Source organism: Paenibacillus campinasensis (assembly GCF_002272015.1).
In the GTDB taxonomy this organism is placed as follows: domain Bacteria; phylum Bacillota; class Bacilli; order Paenibacillales; family Paenibacillaceae; genus Paenibacillus_AQ; species Paenibacillus_AQ campinasensis.
In genome coordinates this window covers 1-17,185 of sequence record NZ_NPBY01000061.1, presented here as the reverse complement: position 1 = coordinate 17,185, position 17,185 = coordinate 1, and the positions used below count along the sequence as shown (strand labels likewise).

The following is a 17,185-nucleotide window of genomic DNA, read 5'->3' as shown; positions in this document are numbered from 1 at the left end:
ATGGAAGCTAAGGGCTTCTTATTTGTACAAAATAAAAAGAAGACCCTGTATCTAGGGTCTTCCTGTATCGTCCATTCCAGTCTTGCGACGAGCGTACTCCATAATATCGGAAAGCGACTGTTCAAACGGGATCCGCGGCTGCCACCCCAGCGTATCCAGTGAACCCACTTGGTCGCCGCTTCTTCCTTTATTAAGAGCGTCTGCGGATAGTGGCGCGCTTTCAGGCCCCCAATCCATCGGGACATCGACCTTGGCTTCAGCAAGCAACTTGGCCGCGATCTCGCCTAATGTATGCTCGCTGCCTGAAGAAATCGGGTATGTTCTTCCAGGCGTGCCCTCGGCAAGCAGAACGGCATAAGCCGCTACAGCATCTCTTACGTCAAGAAAATCGCGGGACTCATGCCTTGAACTAATCCGGAACATGGGCAGCGATTTCCCCTGTTCGCATCCTACCACATAACCCGCAAGCAATGTGCAGAAGCCTGCCGATTCCCCTGGACCGATCAGGTTGGACGGTTCCGCCAGAATGACGGGAAGGCCGTACATGGCATGCCACGCGGTTGCGACCCAACTGCCGAAGGTTTTGCTGAGGCTATAGGGATGCGGCGCCGCCGCCGCCCCTTTGGCCGGATCAATGCTGAGGCGGGAGCCCGCGATCACGATGCCCGCGTCCGGACGATGTTTGCGCATCGCCTCCAGCAAATAGACCGAAGCCATCACATTGCTCTCCATGTAGCTTGCCGGCTTATGCCAAGACTCGGAGGCTGAATTTTTTCCGGCCAAATGCAAAACATAATCGGGACGAGTATGCCGGATCATCTCTTCCACTTGTGTTTGATGATCCAATTGGCAGCCCCAAGGCTTGATGCCTGGCATATCCTCTAAAGCCGAGACATGACGGGCAACAGCGACAACGTCACAGCCCTGCTTCGCGAAATATTCGCAGGCGTGGCGCCCCGTGAAGCCGGCTGCACCTGTAATGAGCAGTTTTTTTCCTGTTAATTTGTTTGTTGCCATTCGTACATCTCCTTGAGCATAGCCGGATAATCTGGAACAGGATAGGCGGCATCAAGCCGGGTGCTGCGCAGCGTCCGGTCCTGAACGACATCATCCGTTGGAACGATGATCACGTCATCCTTGCTCCATATATCCTGAAACAATCGCAGCAACTCATATTTGCTAAGAGGATTCGGCGATGCCAGATGGATCAGCCCCCCGACATCTTTAGTCATAAAAAAGTCGATGGCTTTCGCAAGCTCCAGGGTCGTGACGCCGTTCCATTTGACAGCACGATAGCCGGACACCTCACCGCGTTGCTTCATAAACCACTGGAACAGGCCGATGCCGCTTTGGCGGATTTCCGGCCCGATGATGGATGTGCGGATCGTGAGATGATTCGGATCATCGATTTCCCCAAGCGCCTTGGTTACCGCGTAGGCGGACACGCCATCGGGAAGATCATCTTCCCGATAGCCTCCCTTCGTGCCGAGAAATACACAATCCGTGCTGATGTGGATGAGCCTTGCGGATATTTTATCTGCCAAGTAGCGCAGACGATGCGGGAGGAAGCCGTTGACATGATAAGCATTGATTTTGTTCTCCTCAGCCGCCTTGTTCAGAATGCCTACTGCGTTGATGATGATATCCGGTCTGACCATTCTGACCACATGCTCCACCGCATTCATGTCGAGAACATCCAGCACGAGCCCTTCGGGAACATGCATATCCCTGGTCGTGTAAAACACATGATGCTTGCCCGTTGTGCGAAAATATTCAACAAGCACATGGCCTGCCATGCCGTTTCCCCCGAGTACGAGCAGCTTCATGACAGGAAACCTCCTCGTTTCAGAAGCTCCCGAATTTCATCCTTGCTCATTAAATTATGCTCAGAGCTGAAGCTGTTAAAGGAAACTTTCGGCAGGCTGGCATACCGGTCTTTCAGATCCGGAATATCGAGCGTCGGGAGAATTACCAAATATTCTTCATCATACACGACCGTTGTCATGCTTTCAAAATCACTCATCAATATTTCGTGAATCTTCTCGCCAGGACGGGTTCCTGTCTCAACAACCTTCACACCGGACTTCCCGGAATCCTCAATCAACACTTCCGCCAGATCAATAATGCGGCAGGTTGGCATCATCATGACAAATATTTCGCCGCCCACGCTCTCAATGGAAGCTTTAAACAGCAGCTTGATCGCATCCTTCAGCGTCAGGAAGAATCGTGTCATATGCTGATCCGTAATGTTGATTTGCCCTTTCTGCTTGATCTGATTCATGAAAACATGAACGACACTGCCATTTGTACCGAGCACATTTCCGCCACGTACACAGACAAACTTGGTAGTCGGGCTGAGCAAGTTGGCGTATACAATCAGCTTCTCGCCAATCGCCTTCGTCATTCCGTAGAAGTTCGATGGATTGGCCGCTTTATCTGTCGATATATAGATGACTTTTTTAACGTTGTTTTCGATGGCTGCCTCGATTACATGCTGAGTGCCCACGACATTCGTCTTCAGAGCTTCATAAGGATGCTCTTCACACACCGGAACATGCTTCAGCGCCGCCAGATGGAAGACATAGTCCACATCCTGGCATGCAGCCGTCAACGCTTCTTTATCCCGAATATCGCCGATACGGAAGGTCAGTCTCGGATCCTCAAACTCCCGATCCATCGCGACCTGCGTAGCCTCGCTTCTGGAATAGACGATAATCTGCTTAGGGTTCAGCGGGAGCAGCTGGCTGATCAGTTCATGTCCCCAGGAACCCGTACCGCCGGTTACCAAAATCCGTTGATTAGTGAACATTCACTTTCCCTCCAAGCACAAATTTTACAACCGTTCTCGATACATTCTCCGCCATGTACCCTTCCGGACATTTCCAGTCCCGGCTCAGTGTTGTCATCAGCTTCACTGCGCCATGAATGCGCTCTGCGCTCAACCCGGATACGATATTGCTGCCGCAGTCGACCGTTTCCGGACGTTCCGTCGTACGACGAACCGTCACGGTTGGCACATGCAATATACAGCATTCTTCCTGTACCGTTCCGCTGTCGGTGATTGCGCACAGCGCATCCTTCTCCAACCGGACAAAATCAAAAAAACCGAACGGCTCATGAAATTCAATCAGCGGGTGAGGCTTGAGCGGCTGGTCACTCGACAGGCGTGAAGCGGTTCGCGGATGCAGACTTGTAATCAGCCGGCGACCGAACGTTTCGGCGACCATATTCAGGCCGTTCAAAATCTCCCTAAGATGCTCCGGACGGTCTACATTCTCAGAGCGATGGGCGGTGACCAGAAAATAGTCCTGCGGCTTCAAGGACAGCTTCTCCATTACCGTGCTGCTTTGAATGCGAGGCTCATAGTGCTTCATCACCTCATAGATCGGATTGCCTGTCACGACGATCCGGTTGTTCGGAACGCCTTCGCGGAGAAGATGCTGCTTGCTGTACTCCGTATACGGCATATTGATCGAGGACACCGCATCAATGACCTTCCGGTTTTTCTCCTCCGGCACATCCAGGTCAAAACAGCGGTTCCCCGCTTCCATATGCACAACAGGATAGCCCAGGCGCTCGGCCAGCACGGCGCACAGCGCGCTGTTCGTATCCCCCAGAAGCAGCACGGTGTCAGGCTGCTCCTGCTCCAAAATCTGCTCCATTCTGCTGAACATGACAGAGAGCTGAGTGCCAAGTGTTGCCTGTTTGTTCTGCAGCACATAATCGGGACCGCGCAGCCCCAGCTCCTTAAAAAACACGCCGCTGAGCCCAGCCGTGAAATTCTGACCGGTATGCACAAGTACGTGGCGCTCCGCATACTGGTCCAGCAGCGGAATAATAAGACTTAGCCGAATGATTTCCGGCCGGGTTCCAAGTATCGTTAACACTTTCATCTCTGCTTCTCCCTCCTGGCCTGCATCCATAAGAAGTATTGGTATTAAGCCTTTCGCCGCCGGATGGGATGATGGCGACGCTTGCGTGCTCGGGCCTGCGACCGGGCAGGTCGAGTGCGGCTTCTGCGTCTTTCCCTTCGGATATCGTGGCGACGAACGGAATTCCCTTTCCTCTTCTTACGCTTGCCTCTTCTCCCACTGGAAGCGGAAGGCCTCGCCTCAACCTTCGTTCCAGCGGCGACCGGCGGCCCGTGGAACCATCCAGGCTGCTCGGACAGCCAGCGCGCGACGATGGCATTAAGCCGGGCCCGGTAGCCCTCAGGACCGTAGGCAGCCATGACCTGGTTTCGATTGTGCGCGCCTAGGTCCTTCCCTTGATCCGGCAGGTTCAGAATCGTCCTTACCCGATCTGCGAGCATGCCGGCTGAACCAGTCTCAACAAGGAACTGCCCGGAGCCTGCGGCACGTAGCACCTCCCCCAAGCCTCCGGCGTCGTAAGCTACGACCGGCTTTCCGTACAGCAATCCTTCCAGCGCTGTCAGGCCAAAGCCTTCCGGCACCAAGCTTGGAACAACGACGATATCAAGCCCGCAATACACCCTTCCGATGTCGCCTTGCGCCTCAAGGAAAATAAAGCGGTCACTCGCCCCGTACGCCTCAATCCGCTTCTGACACTGCTTCTCATATTCCGGACGAAGCGCATCTCCAACGACGAGAAATACGGCGGCAGGAAATTCATCCTTGATCGATAAAGCCATGTCGATAAAATGGTGTACCCCCTTGCTCTCCATCCGGAAGGAGGTGATCATCCCAATCAGCGGAGCGTGGCTACCGATTTGAAGCTGGCTGCGAAAAGAGTGCCTCAGGGCAGGCCATTCATCCGGATGATGCTCCTGCTGTTCTCGCCATGACGGAGGAAGGATCGACATTTTGCTCTGTCTGAGTTCAGGCGGAAATCGGGCTGCCACCGCTTCGGATATACAGATCATCCAGCTGCTGTAACGATGGATCAGATCGGTTGCAAGGCTGGTGCTCCCGTTCTGCTCAATCGCCTCGGTCAGCTGCCATATGACCGGAATATCCAGCCGGCGAGCAGCCGCCGCTGGCATAAAATGGACGCAGGTGTTGACAATAACAAGCCTCGGCGCCTCCTCCGCAATCCAGTTCACCAGTTGGCTGAACGCTGGTGAGCTTTGCATCTTCACAGCCTCGCCCGTCAATCCGGGATAGGGGCTGTACATGCGATGGAGCAGCGGCAGCTTGTAAATTTTGACCTCAATGCCGGACTTCCGGGCAAGCGCAGTAAGACGCCCTTCTTCCGGAGCAACCAGAACGCAGTGAAAGTAAGGGAGCAGCTCCTGGCAGAAGAATAGAAGCAGCTTCTCCGCTCCCGTAATGCTTGCAGGATTCGAAACGTGTGAGAAAATGAGCAATTTAGGTTTAAAGGTCATCGGTTAATCCGCATCAGCAATCGCTAGGCATCGGCAGTGCCGGATGCGATTCACCTCCTTATCAGCCAGTTGAACACTTCAATACCAGACACAGGGTGGCTCGAGTTTAGCGCCATCTGTGCCATCTATTTCCTAAGGTCCGTCCCAGCGTCTTCGACTTCCGTCACGGGAAAATGATCGAGAGCATCTGGTTCAGCCGGTGCGCGTAAGTGTGCTCCCGGAAGGTCCGCTCAAGCGCCCGAAGAGCGATCTGCTTTCGTGCAGCCTCATGTACGAGGTAGTACTGAACCTTTTCAAGAAGCTCCTCCTGAGAACTGTAGGTTTCGATCTCGACTCCCGGGGTGTAAAACCGTGCCAAATCATCGCGAACATCGCACAGCTGCAGTGTTGCACAGGCGTTAATTTCAAAGGTCCGCGGATTCGGCGAGGCTGCCGGGATGTTCATTCTGTTCTGATTGATCTCACTATCATCGGGAGCCCGATGCAGGTTGATGACGATTTTAATGTTGTTGTATACGTCCGCTGTTTGGGCAGGGCCCATCCATTTACCGATCTCCATCTTGTTTTTGTACTGTGTATAGCCCGGGAATTTATCCCACCAATTGCCGTTTATGACCGTATTGTGACGCATCAGACGATCCATGATCGGTCTGAAAAATTGGATCCGCTTCGGATATGCTGTACCGACAAAGCCGATTTCCCGGCGCGGAGCCGCCGGCTTCACGACCGGGCGATAATGGACCGGATATGCTCCGAAAGGCAAATAATGCACCTGTGGGCATCCCATATTGCGATAAAAGTCCACACAGTGAATCTCCAGGGTGAACACGTAATCGTAATGAAGCACCCAGCCCACCGTCATGTCCGTATAATAAGGGTCATCCGTCATCCAGACGGCGGTTCTGATGCCCATGGCCCGCACCGCATCCATCTGTTCAGGCGGCAGATACATGCCGTCCAGAACGAGCACAAGATCTGGCATTGTGGTTCTGGCAATTTCGGCTATATTCTCCCTTGCGTTGGACATGCTCAGTTGAGAGACCATCCCTTGCAATGTAGCAGCAATAGCTTCATCAATGGGGGAGTAAGGAAAGCCTTTCCCCGAACCGATAAACAAGACATGCAAATTTCGCAGTGGCGGCGCATAGGCCAGCCGATTCACGATCCCCTGCGCCTTTCCACGGAAATAGCCTTCCTCGTATCCTGCTTGCAGGCCAACACTCCGACCTCGCTGATAGGAGCTGGCTGCGCCGCTGCGTAGCGCTCTTCGCGCCAACAAACCAGGCATTCGTTTCACTCCTTCGTATGATGGTAGTGACTGCTTACTTCCTCGCAGCAGCCTCTTGAACCGAGAGGATATCAAGCAGCCGGGGCAACCGGTGAGCATAGGTATGACGGGACAGAGTGGTCTCAAGCCCCTTCATCGCAATGCTTCTGCGATGCTCCTCATGCGCCAAATAATAGGCCAGCTTGTTCTTTAATTCCTGGACCGATCCGAAGGTCTCGATATCAACGCCAGGGGTGTAATAGACCGACAGATCCTCCCGAACATCCGTAATTTGCAAAGTTCCGCAAGCGTTGATCTCAAACGTGCGCGGATTGATCGAGCGGCCTGCGATATGGAGCGAGTTGCGGTTGTCTTCCCCGTACTCACAAGGTCTGTGCAGATTAATGACCATTTTGGCCCCGTTATAAAATTTGACCGTTTCCGCAGGCGGGATAAATCCGCTATACACAAACGGGGACAGCTCTTTATAACGCGCCAGCCGCTGCCAGAACCCCCCGATGATCCGCACTTTCTTCCCTTTAAGAAAAGGAGCGAGCGCATCAAACAAGGCTGCCCGATTACGAAAGGCGTTGCCGATGAAGCAAATATCGGATTGATACGCTGGACCGGCATGCACCGGGCGGAACAGCTCGGGATGCACGGCAAGGGGCAAGTAATGGACCTGCCTGGCCCCCCGCTGACGGTACAGCTCGACACAGCTGAGTTCATGTGTGAACACATAGTCAAAGTGCAAACACAGCCGGCTCGTATCCTCCGTGAAATACGGGTCATCGACAAACCAGATGGCCGTCCGAATCCCCCTCTCCCGGAGCTGCTGCATCTGAAGCTCTAAATGATCAGGGAATACATGGAGCCCGTTCAGGATCAGAACGACATCCGGCTGCTCGCGTAATGCAAGCTCCGTGATGCTGCCTGGTGTGCCGATGATCAGCTCGCGAACCATAGCGCGAAGACCGCTGATAATTCCATCATCAATGGATTCAAAGCCTTGCGGGATATACACCACTTTCAGATCGTATGATGGGAGAGCCGGGCCTGCGATGCGTTCCAGCAAAGCCTGATACCCTCCCAATCGGTAACCCTCGCGATATCCGGACTGGTAGCCCTCCAGATGTCCTGCTCTTCGTGCCAAACTCACCATCCTCACCTGTCTTTAGCGAGATTTCTAAGGTTCATATAACTATATGCCGCGAGGACGGATGCATCATGGACGGTTGTCTTGGAGAGTGGGAATTTGGCGGATGCCCGTACTTATGCGCTTATGTTCAGCATGCTGGGGAGTTCCGCCGCACGATAAAAAGCGGTCCTTGCGAGACCCGCTCACAAAGACCGCCATATCGTTAAATTCTATGAAACACACTCATTTATTCCGGTGTTGGTTCTTCTTGCACTGACTCCTCCGGCAATGGATGAGGGATTTGTCCATCTTCATAGCCTTGAGAGAAGCCTGTCTTAAAGCCCTCGTCATAGGCTTGGTTAAACCCTTCGCCGTAAGCGGCCGTCGGCTGCGGATACCCGCTTTTCCCTTGTTTCCCAACCGCGCTGCCGTGACGTCTGCCTACCCGGCGCCGTCTGGAATGGGCTGGCTTGGCCACAAGCCGGCTTGCCTTCCGTCTTTTGTGTCTGGTCAGGGCGCCTCTTTTGCCAGCCCCTTTGACCCGTTTCCCATTTCGTACGCCTGATCTGATTTTCATGCTGTTTTCCTCCCCTATAGATCAATGATGCTCCGCGGCGGCTCTGCGCTCCGGCCCGCACGCGGAGGACAACCATGGTGCTGCCGGGCTGCCGGTCTTGGTCCGGTTCAGCGAAATGCCTGTCAGCATCTCCGTCATGACAGATTGGTAAGCCGTGAGCACCCGAATATTCTCCGCCAGCTGACGGGCGGTAATGTCCGAATGCTCCGCAATGTCCGCAATGCTGCCCAAGATGCTCGCCAAAGCCTGCTGACTGCTGGCGATCGACGAAATCATGGCGATCTTTGCCGCCTGCTCCTGCTCCAGTCGCGACATCATCCGTCCGATTCTCCAAAATCAAACTCTTCAAAGCCGCCTTCCCCATCCTCCTGATCCGAGGTGCCCAGAATAATCCGCAAATTCCGGCAAAGCCCCGAGCCGATCCGGGTCAGGCCTTCAATCTGCTCCACGATCTGCTCATGCAGAGCCAGCGGTTCCTTCAGCCCCTCTGCTCCAAGAGCTTGGTTGGACAGAACCCATTGGCAAACTTTCTCCGCTTCGACAGCCTTGCCCTCCAGAATAAGAGAGGTTTCACGCTGAATGACAACCGCTGCATCCAGCATCTGCATTAATGATTCCACCTTGCTCAATTTGATTCCCGCCTTTGGTCCCCCGGCCTGTGTTCCGGTTTATTCTTCCTCGGTACCCCCGAGCTCCTTCATGATCACCTGAAGATTGTCAGCAGCTGTCTGCTGAAAATCAGCCATCGCATTCAAGTAAGCTGTAATGCTCTTATTCACTTGCTCCGCCTGTCCCTCCGGCCGCCTCGTTCCGGTTGTTCTTGGCGTCTCTTGGCTCGGCAGGGAATGTATAATTTGAGCCGCCCGAATTGCAGCATGTCGCTGGGCTTCCAGAATTCTCGCCAGCTGCTGCTGGGAACGGGATAGATGCGATAAAAAAGCGTTGACTTGACTCTCCATCCTTAAGCTCACCTTCACTTTAATTTGTTGATTTAGCATATGCGGGCACGCGAGACACGGTGCTATAGCGGTTGGTCGGGCTTCACATTCCCTTGGGCCAGCCTAAATGTGCACCATCCCCCCCAAATTTAATGATGAAGCACAAGTCCATCCGCCCCGCAGCAGAGCCGATTGGACGACGGAACCTGCAACAGCCATGCCAGCATACTGTTCCGAATGGAGGCCTCAGATTCATTCAGATGGCCATACATACTCAGCGCTTCACGCCGAAGTAACAAGCAGCTCGGCGCTCCCTTGATCACCCCCTCCGCACCCGACGATGGCTTCGGCTCGGCGTAGCCACCCTCCAGACCCAAGGAGTCCTCCGCCCGATATACGGCATGAACGGCATCTCCTTGCTGAAGCCGTGCGGTCATCGGATGAAGCCAGCCTTCCCGGACTGCGGCGCCGGAAGCAAGCACAGCGACCATCTCGCCCCGGGCAGCGCGAAGCGCCTGATTAACGGCCGTGATGATGCTGCCTTCAGATGACTGGATGTACCGGACCGCCGGGCTTCGAGCCAGGTGACGGCTTCCTCCTGCTGCGCCTGAGATGGCAACCAGGAGTTCATAAGGCTGAGGCGTACACGCCTGGAGCTGGCGGATGATGCTGCGATCCGGGATGCTTCCGTCCGCCGGGATAACCAGGCTCACGCCTGGATAGAGGCAGGAGCGATCCTTCCGTCCGTAGCGCACACCTAGTGAATAGCCCGCCCGGAATCCGGCCTCATACAGCTCCTCAGCTGCGGGTGGCAGCCCTCGGGAGGAGCGGGCCCGGTTCATGGCAGAACATCCTTCATACGAGCAGCCGCTTCCTGTAAAGATTCGAATGTTCCGGCATCACACCACCATTTCTGCAGCAGTTCATACTTCAGCTTGCCTTCGGTGGCGTACAGATTGTTGACATCCGTAATTTCAAGCTCCCCCCGCTGGGACGGATGAATTTTGCGGATTTTCTCAAACACCGAATCGTCGTACATGTAGATGCCGGTAACGGCATACTGACTTTGAGGATGCTCCGGCTTCTCCTCGATATACAGCAAGCTCCCGCTGCCATCCTCTGCAAAGACCGGGACCCCGTACCGATTCGGATGATCCTGCGGACTCAGCAGCACCATCGCCGATCCTGCCGGCTGCTTCATATATGAGCGAATATAGGGAGTCAGCTCATCCTGGAACAGGTTATCTCCCAGAAGAACGATGAATTTGTCGCCGGGGGATACAAACCCGTTCGCCAGTTCAAGCGCCTCAGCAATGCCGCCAGCCTGGTGCTGAACCCTGTACGTCAGACTGACCCCGAAATCTTTTCCATTCTCCAAATATTCCGCGTAAAGTCCGAGGGAGCGAGAGCCTGTGATCAGCAGAATCTCGGTCACGCCTGCCTCGCGCAGCTTGCTTATGCCATAAGCGATCATCGGATGCTTCCCCACTGGAAGCAGGTGCTTGTTAATATACTTGGTGAGCGGAAGCAAACGGGTGCCATTCCCGCCAGCCAGCAATATGCCCTTCATGATGCACCACCTCTCTCATCGATGAACTGTAGTGGATCCACCTTCCATTTGTTCAGGAAACGTCTCCGATTACGTTCTACAAGCTCTCTGAATCCGCTTGGGAACCGGTGCCGGAAGCTTGCGCTGCCCTCATGATGAACCAGAACATGATTGGCAACCAGCAATCTGAAGCCTGCAAGACGAGCGCGATAGCAGTAATCGTCGTCTTCGTAATGTCCGGGCGAGTAAAGCTCATCCAGCCATCCTATCCGCTCCATGACAGATCGCTTGAACAGATAACATAATCCGACGATGCGCCTAACTTCCCGCCAGTCCTGAGCCCCCGGCGCGTTCCGGCGATCCGCTTCGGATACAAAACCCGCAAGGTCGCTGTATCCCACCTCGACCTGCTGGATACCGCTAGCATAGTTCGTTACCGGCCCCACAATCCCGACATCCTCGCTGCTGTACAAAGCGTCTATGAGTCCGGATAACCAGCGTGGAGACACGTAGACGTCATTGTTCAACAGCAGAAGATTGTCCCCCCTGGCCGCTCTCATGCCCCAGTTGCACGCAGCGGGAAAGCCCAAATTATGCGGCAGGGAAATCAAGGTCAGCTTCTCCTGGGTGCAGTACGCTCCGGTCCCGTCATGAGAACCATTGTCGACCACTATGATTTCATAAGGGACATCCGTATAGGCTCGAATATGCTCTACACAGGTCCGGAGCAAATGCAGACCGTTATATGTCGGGATAATAATGCTCGTCATTCCGTTCATATCCCATTCCTCCGCAAAGCCAGCTCCTGCCGGGACACCTGTCCCCAGTGCAGACGGCTCCCTTGTTCCTCCATCACTTCCGTTAATGCTTCAATATGATCACCGATAATTTGCCCGGGATCTTCCTGACCGGAAAAGCCGCTTCCGGTTCGTCCTGCTGCATCCACCGCATGAACCGCTTCGATGCGAAGCCCTCTCTGTATCGCTAGCGCCAGCGCCTTCGGCGGAACCGTCAGATTCGCATATCCGATCACATCCATGGCCCGCCTGCTGAGTGCATGCGGTAGCACCGTGAGCGCATTCGCCCCGAGATCATCACGCCCCAGCATCCGGTTAAGAAAGGCCTGGCAGCGAACCGTTTCAGTCTGCTCGGCAAAAGGAGGAAGCTGCGAAGTTATGTCATTCAGGGCAACCTCCACCCCCCGATCCGCCGCAGCAAGAAATCTATATAATTGCGGGGCAGGCACCGGCAAGTCCCCATTCAGGAACAAAACGTAGTCCCCTGTGCTCGCCCTTGCTCCAAGTGCTCTTGCCGTATCCAGACCTGCCTGTTCCGGAAGATGAATAATGATCACGCCCTCTACGGCTCGAGCTGCGCTAAAGCTGTTATCTTCGCTTCCATCCAGCACCACAATCAATTCATGAAGCGGCAGCTGCTTCAATTGCTGAAGCATGCTTGTGATCGTTGCCGCATGATTTCTGGCCAAGACAACAGCGGAGACCCGGGCTTTCACCGATGGCAGCGGCCCGGTCCCAAGCCTGCCCTTGCTGCCTCTGGCGCATCCACGCCGGAAGGATTCCGCAAGCTCAGGCAGCCATGAGTTCAGCCGGAGCCCCTGAAGACCGGTGGTGGCAAGCCAGTGTTCAAAAGCGCGCGGAGACAGCCTCCCGCCGCGTCGAAGCGCCCTTCGTCCCGCAGTATATCCGGCATACCAAGCCCGTCGCTGCCAACGCTTCTTCGGCGCGCTCCGGCGCAGGCCGGAGTTCTTGGGGCGTGACTGGCGTGCCTGCCGCTGGCTTCTCCCCCACGTTTTTTTCGTTCTGTTCAGCCGCTTCAATATGCTCACCTCACGAGATCTCGCCGTCTTTCTCCATCGGAAAAACCGCCGCGCGGTCCGCGTTGCATGGCCAATTCATAGAGCGCCTCCAGATGATCTCCGAGCACCAGCCTCTCCAGCGGATCAGCTCCAGCGGAGCGGCCCGGATTCCTCTTGCCCACTTCGACGCTGTGGACCGTCTCTACTCGCAAGCCTCTGCACACTGCAGTTACCATCGCCTTCGGGGGAACAGACAGTGCCTCCGCCCCCATAACCTCCAGCGCCTTCCGGCTTAATGCATGAGGAATTGCCGTCATGGAGGCTCCCATCAGGTCCGATCTTCCGAGCATCGAGTTCAACGTAAATTTTGCGAGAATTACCCGGTGCACAGGCTGTCTGTGAATCGGTCCGTTATAATTGTTTAACGCAACATCCACGCCGGATTGGACAGCGTAGACAAACGGCTTCAGCTCTTCAGCAGATATCACCATATCACTGTCAATGAATAGAATAATCCCGCCCTTTGCTTCCCTAGCACCGATGCTTCGACCGACATCGTGACCGAGCGGTTCGGGAAAGGACAGCACCCTGGCTCCCATACGCGCTGCAATTGTCTCTGTCTGATCCCTGCATCCATTGGCAACGACGATCACTTCCGACTGGGGATGCACCGCCCCTGCCTGGGCAAGAACCGCCCCGATCCGTTCTGCCTCGTTCATTGCAGGGACGACAACCGATACAAGCGGATCTGGATGGTTGCGTATGGAAACAGGTTCCTCCCGCATTATCCCCGACAGTCGAGCAGACTTCCCCGCTTTATCTGCAGATGCTGCCGCACGGGGCTTTTCCCTTTTGATGGCTCGGCTAACAGCGAATGCAGGCTTGGATGTCAAACGTGCCGATCCTTCGGTTGATCGTACTGACCGCCGTATATACCGCAACCAGATTCCTCCCTTCAGCTTTCAGGGTCATTTGCTTGTCGGCAATCTATGCTATATTATGATGTGCCGCTCACGGCGTAACGGCTTCTGTGTAGTTCTTCTCTATGAATGCCAGCAGAAATGATAAAAAGGCAGGGAGTTGTCTTCTCCCTGCCTCTAACTCATGACCAGCCGACTGCAATCCAGTGCAAAAGCCCCTTCTCTTCCCCCGCACCCTCTAGTCTGCGGACTTCGACGACCGCTTGCCCCGCCTCTCTGGACAACACCCAAGCATGAAACCCAGGGCTGCTGCTGGAGCAGATCAGCGTATATTCGTTGTCTGCGTATCGTTTCTCCAACGGAATCGCAATCTCCAGAACTTCCTCATCTGCCGGAAAGGCGAAGTCCATACATCCAAATTGCTGCAGCAGAGGTTTGCCCGCAGCACCCTGTACCGGATTGAACGACAGATGCTCCGGTTCTACAGAAGCGAGAGCGATCTTGGATGTGGTGATCGATTCGGGGGACAGATGGATGCTGTGAACCGCATAGTTTTCAATCGCTTCGCTCCGGACGCTCCGATGCTGGAGATGCGAAGCATTGACCGTGTCCTCATACAGCCTTGCATACATGCGCCTTCTGCCAGGCTCCGCATCAGCCGGCGCCCTGAACCTCCGCTGCTTGGCAGGACCTGCGTGATGCCGGTAAGGTCTTCTGCTGCTTCTTGCCGCAATCCTTCTGGCCTTGTTCAAATGAGCTCTCTCCTTACGCTATATTCGTTGTGACCATCTTATTCCAGGGACAGGGCGCCTGCCACCGCTATTCGTTAGCTAGATTCGCTGCATCAACGAGACCCACCGCTCTGCGGTGTGATCCCATCTAAACCGCTGCCGTACCGACTCATGAGCCGCCATGCCGATGCGCTGGCGCAGATCCTCGTCATCCAGCAGCCGGTTGATGTAGTCGGCCAGTCCGGAGGGCAAATTCTCGCCTGGCACCAGGAATCCGTTCACACCATGTTCCACAATTTCAGGTATCCCGCCGGATTCGGCGGCAATGACCGGAACCCCGGTCGCCATTGCTTCTACATTAACGAGCCCAAAGGCCTCTCGGGCCGAAGACGGCACGACAACCACATCAGCCAGGGCATACCAATCGGCGATGGCAGGGTACGGGATGAAAGGCCGGAAAGCAATCCAGTTCTGATAGGGCTCCGCCGAGGCCTTTAATTCCCGCACATAGGCGGTTTCCCGGTCGGAGGAGTACGCCGCGCTTCCGATAATAAGCAGAAGCACCTCGGGATGTTGCTCGATAATGCGAGGCAAAGCCTCGATTAGATGGTGGACTCCTTTATCCGGGATGAGACGGCCAGCAAACAGGACGATCCGTCTTCCCTTCCAGCCCATATCCTCCAGCCTGGCTTCCTGAAGAGCCTTGGCCGCTGGACTGAAGGGGGGCGTGAAATGCTCCAGGCTCGCGCCCAGATGGTTAATCGTTATTTTATCGGCCAATTCGGGATGGCGGGAAGTAATGTCTTCGTATAGAAACCGGCTGTTTACGACGATTGCATCGACCCAGCGGGCGATGCTCCCGAACCGCTCACGGCTCATATATGGAGGGCGAATAAACGTATTGGAATGAAGATTCAGCACCATTTTGATATCGGGAAGATGCAGCTTGAGCCGCTGGGCAATTACGGGTCTGTTATGAACCTCAACCACATCCGGTCTCCACTGGCGAAGCCTGCGCAGCAGCGATGGATAGTAGGCTGCTCCCGCTGGCAGACGGTAGCAAGGCACACCGTTAATCACGCCTTTGGGTGGAAGACCCTGTCCAAGCACGCCAAAAATCCGCACCTCGACCGCCTCCCGGGCGAGTGGAATCGTCTGTTCCACAACGCGCTCGACCGAGCTGCTCCTTCCCGAAGGAATCACAAATGATCCCGGCGTTACAACCGCTACCTTACGCATTCCCATCACTCCACATCATTCTGATCATACAACAGCATATACCGATGGACCTGTCATTGGTGACAACCGTCACAGGAATCTTGTCTATCCGCATGCTTGTTCAGAGCAAACCAGGTTCGCTCAAGAATAGGCAATCCCCTCGCGACACCCGTCCACCCGCGTCAGGCAACCGCTGAATAAGCTGTTTAGGAGCAATCGACTACATGAAAGTGGTGACAAGGAGGATAACCATGCATCCGGATTATGTCGGCATACTGCTCAACAACAACCTGTATCGCAGATTATCCGGCGGGAGATCGGCCAGATTGTCCCTGAAAAACTATGAAGAAGCAGCTGCCATGTACGGGCTGGTTCCTTGTTTTACAACCATCGATCGTCTGTCTCCGGAGAAAGGCACCCTCATCGGCTGCATTCCTGCCGAATCCGGCTATGTTCAAGTCCAGATTCCGATCCCGCGCGCCATTCATCTGCGTGCCATCTACACTGACAAGCGGGCACTCTCCATCATTGACCGGTTAATTGATCAAGGCATCTATGTTTACAACGGACGAACTCGCTATGGCAAAGATGTCATCCACCGCATGCTAGGGGAAGATCCCGAAATGCTTCCCGCGCTTCCCCATACCGTCCGTGCGACACCGATGTCCATCCGCGAGATGATCCACCAGCACGGCGACCTCGTGCTGAAGCCATGCAGCGGCAGCGTCGGGATTGCCATTATGCGGCTTCGGGCCAGCAGCGGCAAGTATTATCTGACGTACTCCCGCTCCGCTCCCTCTGCCAAGGGATGGCGGACCGTGCGGGTATCCGCCGCGAAACTGCACCCGCTTATACACCGCCGGATATCACGAGCTGCCTTCCTCGTTCAGGAACGCATTCAGCTGGCTGAGTACGAGGGGCGTCCCTTTGATATCCGGGTTACCGTTCAACGAGGAGGCTCCGGAGAGTGGGAAGTTACCGGCATGTTCGCCAAAACGTCCCCTCCGCGCACATTTGTTTCCAACATTGCGCAGGGGGGCTCTGCTCATCTGGTGCCGGACATTCTCGCGAAGAGCCTGCCCTATATCCCTACAGCGCTGATGCTGGAGCGGCTGGTCCAGTTTGCTCTGCATACCGCCCATACGCTGTCCAGACATATTCCGTTTGCCGCCGATTTCGGCCTGGACATCGGGGTTACGCCGGATGGAAAGCTATACTTTATAGAATGCAACGGATGCGATCAGCGCTACGGTTTTTTAGAGGCAGGGATGGAGGAGACCTGGAAGCAGTCCTACCGAACGCCAATGGCTTTTGCCCGCTATCTGTATGATCGCGGAGCCTGGCCAGCGATGTAAGCATTGACGCGGGTGAGTCATAACCATGGCTGGACAAAAAAATGAGCGATCCATCGTCGTCTCTGAACGATGGATCGCTTCTGAAGTTGGCTATTAGAGCAGCATCCGGTATGGATTGCTGTACCTCTTGCATATAACGCTAGTGCAGTAACACGAATGCTTGTAACGCGCTGATGCACGTAACACTAGTGCGGCACCTGCGAACGAAAATCCCCTCGGCTCGACTGGTCCCCATGGTAAAACACTACATCCCCGTCCCTTAGCGGAAACGTATTTCCGTACGGGTCAGTATACGTACTGCCATAGCCTTCCAGCCGCCACTGGTTCATCAG

Annotated in this window: 19 protein-coding genes; 1 reads left to right on the top strand and 18 read right to left on the bottom strand. The window is 54.9% G+C overall.

Annotated features, from left to right (window positions below):
- Positions 1-51: 51 nt before the first annotated feature.
- The 18 genes from CHH67_RS18805 to CHH67_RS18720 form a co-directional block, all read right to left on the bottom strand.
- On the bottom strand, positions 52-1,017 hold the full coding sequence (locus CHH67_RS18805) for an NAD-dependent epimerase/dehydratase family protein (RefSeq protein ID WP_095266787.1): 966 nt from the start codon (positions 1,015-1,017) through the stop codon (positions 52-54).
- Positions 999-1,826, bottom strand: coding sequence for an SDR family oxidoreductase (locus CHH67_RS18800; protein WP_095266785.1), 828 nt, complete (start codon positions 1,824-1,826; stop codon positions 999-1,001). The genes CHH67_RS18805 and CHH67_RS18800 overlap by 19 nt, the downstream gene beginning before the upstream one ends.
- Complete coding sequence (locus CHH67_RS18795; protein WP_095266783.1) at positions 1,823-2,809, bottom strand: polysaccharide biosynthesis protein; 987 nt, start codon at positions 2,807-2,809, stop codon at positions 1,823-1,825. Before CHH67_RS18795 ends, CHH67_RS18800 begins: the two co-directional genes overlap by 4 nt.
- Positions 2,799-3,893 carry a non-hydrolyzing UDP-N-acetylglucosamine 2-epimerase gene (gene wecB / locus CHH67_RS18790; protein WP_095266781.1) on the bottom strand — a complete coding sequence of 365 codons (1,095 nt, stop codon included), beginning with the start codon at positions 3,891-3,893 and terminating at the stop codon, positions 2,799-2,801. The genes CHH67_RS18795 and wecB overlap by 11 nt, the downstream gene beginning before the upstream one ends.
- 44 nt (positions 3,894-3,937) lie before the next feature.
- Positions 3,938-5,344 carry a glycosyltransferase family 4 protein gene (locus tag CHH67_RS18785; protein WP_095266780.1) on the bottom strand — a complete coding sequence of 469 codons (1,407 nt, stop codon included), beginning with the start codon at positions 5,342-5,344 and terminating at the stop codon, positions 3,938-3,940.
- Between the two features lie 163 nt (positions 5,345-5,507).
- Positions 5,508-6,632 (bottom strand): glycosyltransferase family protein, encoded by a 1,125-nt coding sequence (locus tag CHH67_RS18780; RefSeq protein WP_095266778.1) that lies wholly within the window; start codon positions 6,630-6,632, stop codon positions 5,508-5,510.
- Positions 6,633-6,666: 34 nt separating this feature from the next.
- Entirely contained in the window at positions 6,667-7,773 is a 1,107-nt protein-coding gene (locus CHH67_RS18775; protein WP_095266776.1) for a CgeB family protein, read from the bottom strand.
- A gap of 223 nt (positions 7,774-7,996) precedes the next feature.
- The gene (locus CHH67_RS18770) at positions 7,997-8,326 is read right to left on the bottom strand and encodes a hypothetical protein (protein ID WP_095266773.1); all 330 of its coding nucleotides are present in this window, start codon (positions 8,324-8,326) and stop codon (positions 7,997-7,999) included.
- Between the two features lie 21 nt (positions 8,327-8,347).
- Positions 8,348-8,644, bottom strand: a complete 297-nt coding sequence (locus tag CHH67_RS18765; RefSeq protein WP_095266771.1) for a hypothetical protein — start codon at positions 8,642-8,644, stop codon at positions 8,348-8,350.
- Positions 8,641-8,946, bottom strand: coding sequence for an alpha-helical endospore appendage domain-containing protein (locus tag CHH67_RS18760; protein WP_483406832.1), 306 nt, complete (start codon positions 8,944-8,946; stop codon positions 8,641-8,643). Before CHH67_RS18760 ends, CHH67_RS18765 begins: the two co-directional genes overlap by 4 nt.
- A 48-nt stretch (positions 8,947-8,994) precedes the next feature.
- Positions 8,995-9,285, bottom strand: coding sequence for a nucleoside-diphosphate sugar epimerase (locus tag CHH67_RS18755; protein WP_095266768.1), 291 nt, complete (start codon positions 9,283-9,285; stop codon positions 8,995-8,997).
- 128 nt (positions 9,286-9,413) lie between these two features.
- Positions 9,414-10,106, bottom strand: coding sequence for a glycosyltransferase family A protein (locus CHH67_RS18750; RefSeq protein WP_095266766.1), 693 nt, complete (start codon positions 10,104-10,106; stop codon positions 9,414-9,416).
- Entirely contained in the window at positions 10,103-10,834 is a 732-nt protein-coding gene (locus CHH67_RS18745; protein ID WP_095266765.1) for a sugar phosphate nucleotidyltransferase, read from the bottom strand. Before CHH67_RS18745 ends, CHH67_RS18750 begins: the two co-directional genes overlap by 4 nt.
- Positions 10,831-11,592, bottom strand: coding sequence for a glycosyltransferase family 2 protein (locus CHH67_RS18740; RefSeq protein WP_095266764.1), 762 nt, complete (start codon positions 11,590-11,592; stop codon positions 10,831-10,833). The genes CHH67_RS18745 and CHH67_RS18740 overlap by 4 nt, the downstream gene beginning before the upstream one ends.
- Positions 11,589-12,659: a glycosyltransferase family 2 protein gene (locus tag CHH67_RS18735; RefSeq protein WP_244908252.1), complete on the bottom strand. Its 1,071-nt coding sequence runs from the start codon at positions 12,657-12,659 to the stop codon at positions 11,589-11,591. Before CHH67_RS18735 ends, CHH67_RS18740 begins: the two co-directional genes overlap by 4 nt.
- Positions 12,656-13,414: a glycosyltransferase family 2 protein gene (locus tag CHH67_RS18730; RefSeq protein WP_095266762.1), complete on the bottom strand. Its 759-nt coding sequence runs from the start codon at positions 13,412-13,414 to the stop codon at positions 12,656-12,658. Before CHH67_RS18730 ends, CHH67_RS18735 begins: the two co-directional genes overlap by 4 nt.
- Positions 13,415-13,731: 317 nt before the next feature.
- Positions 13,732-14,301: a WIAG-tail domain gene (locus tag CHH67_RS18725; RefSeq protein ID WP_095266760.1), complete on the bottom strand. Its 570-nt coding sequence runs from the start codon at positions 14,299-14,301 to the stop codon at positions 13,732-13,734.
- Between the two features lie 78 nt (positions 14,302-14,379).
- Complete coding sequence (locus tag CHH67_RS18720; protein ID WP_244908251.1) at positions 14,380-15,519, bottom strand: glycosyltransferase family 4 protein; 1,140 nt, start codon at positions 15,517-15,519, stop codon at positions 14,380-14,382.
- Between the two features lie 230 nt (positions 15,520-15,749).
- On the opposite strand from CHH67_RS18720, the gene CHH67_RS18715 reads away from it, so the two are divergent.
- The gene (locus CHH67_RS18715; protein WP_095266756.1) at positions 15,750-16,853 is read left to right on the top strand and encodes a YheC/YheD family endospore coat-associated protein; all 1,104 of its coding nucleotides are present in this window, start codon (positions 15,750-15,752) and stop codon (positions 16,851-16,853) included.
- The last annotated feature ends 332 nt before the right edge of the window (positions 16,854-17,185 follow it).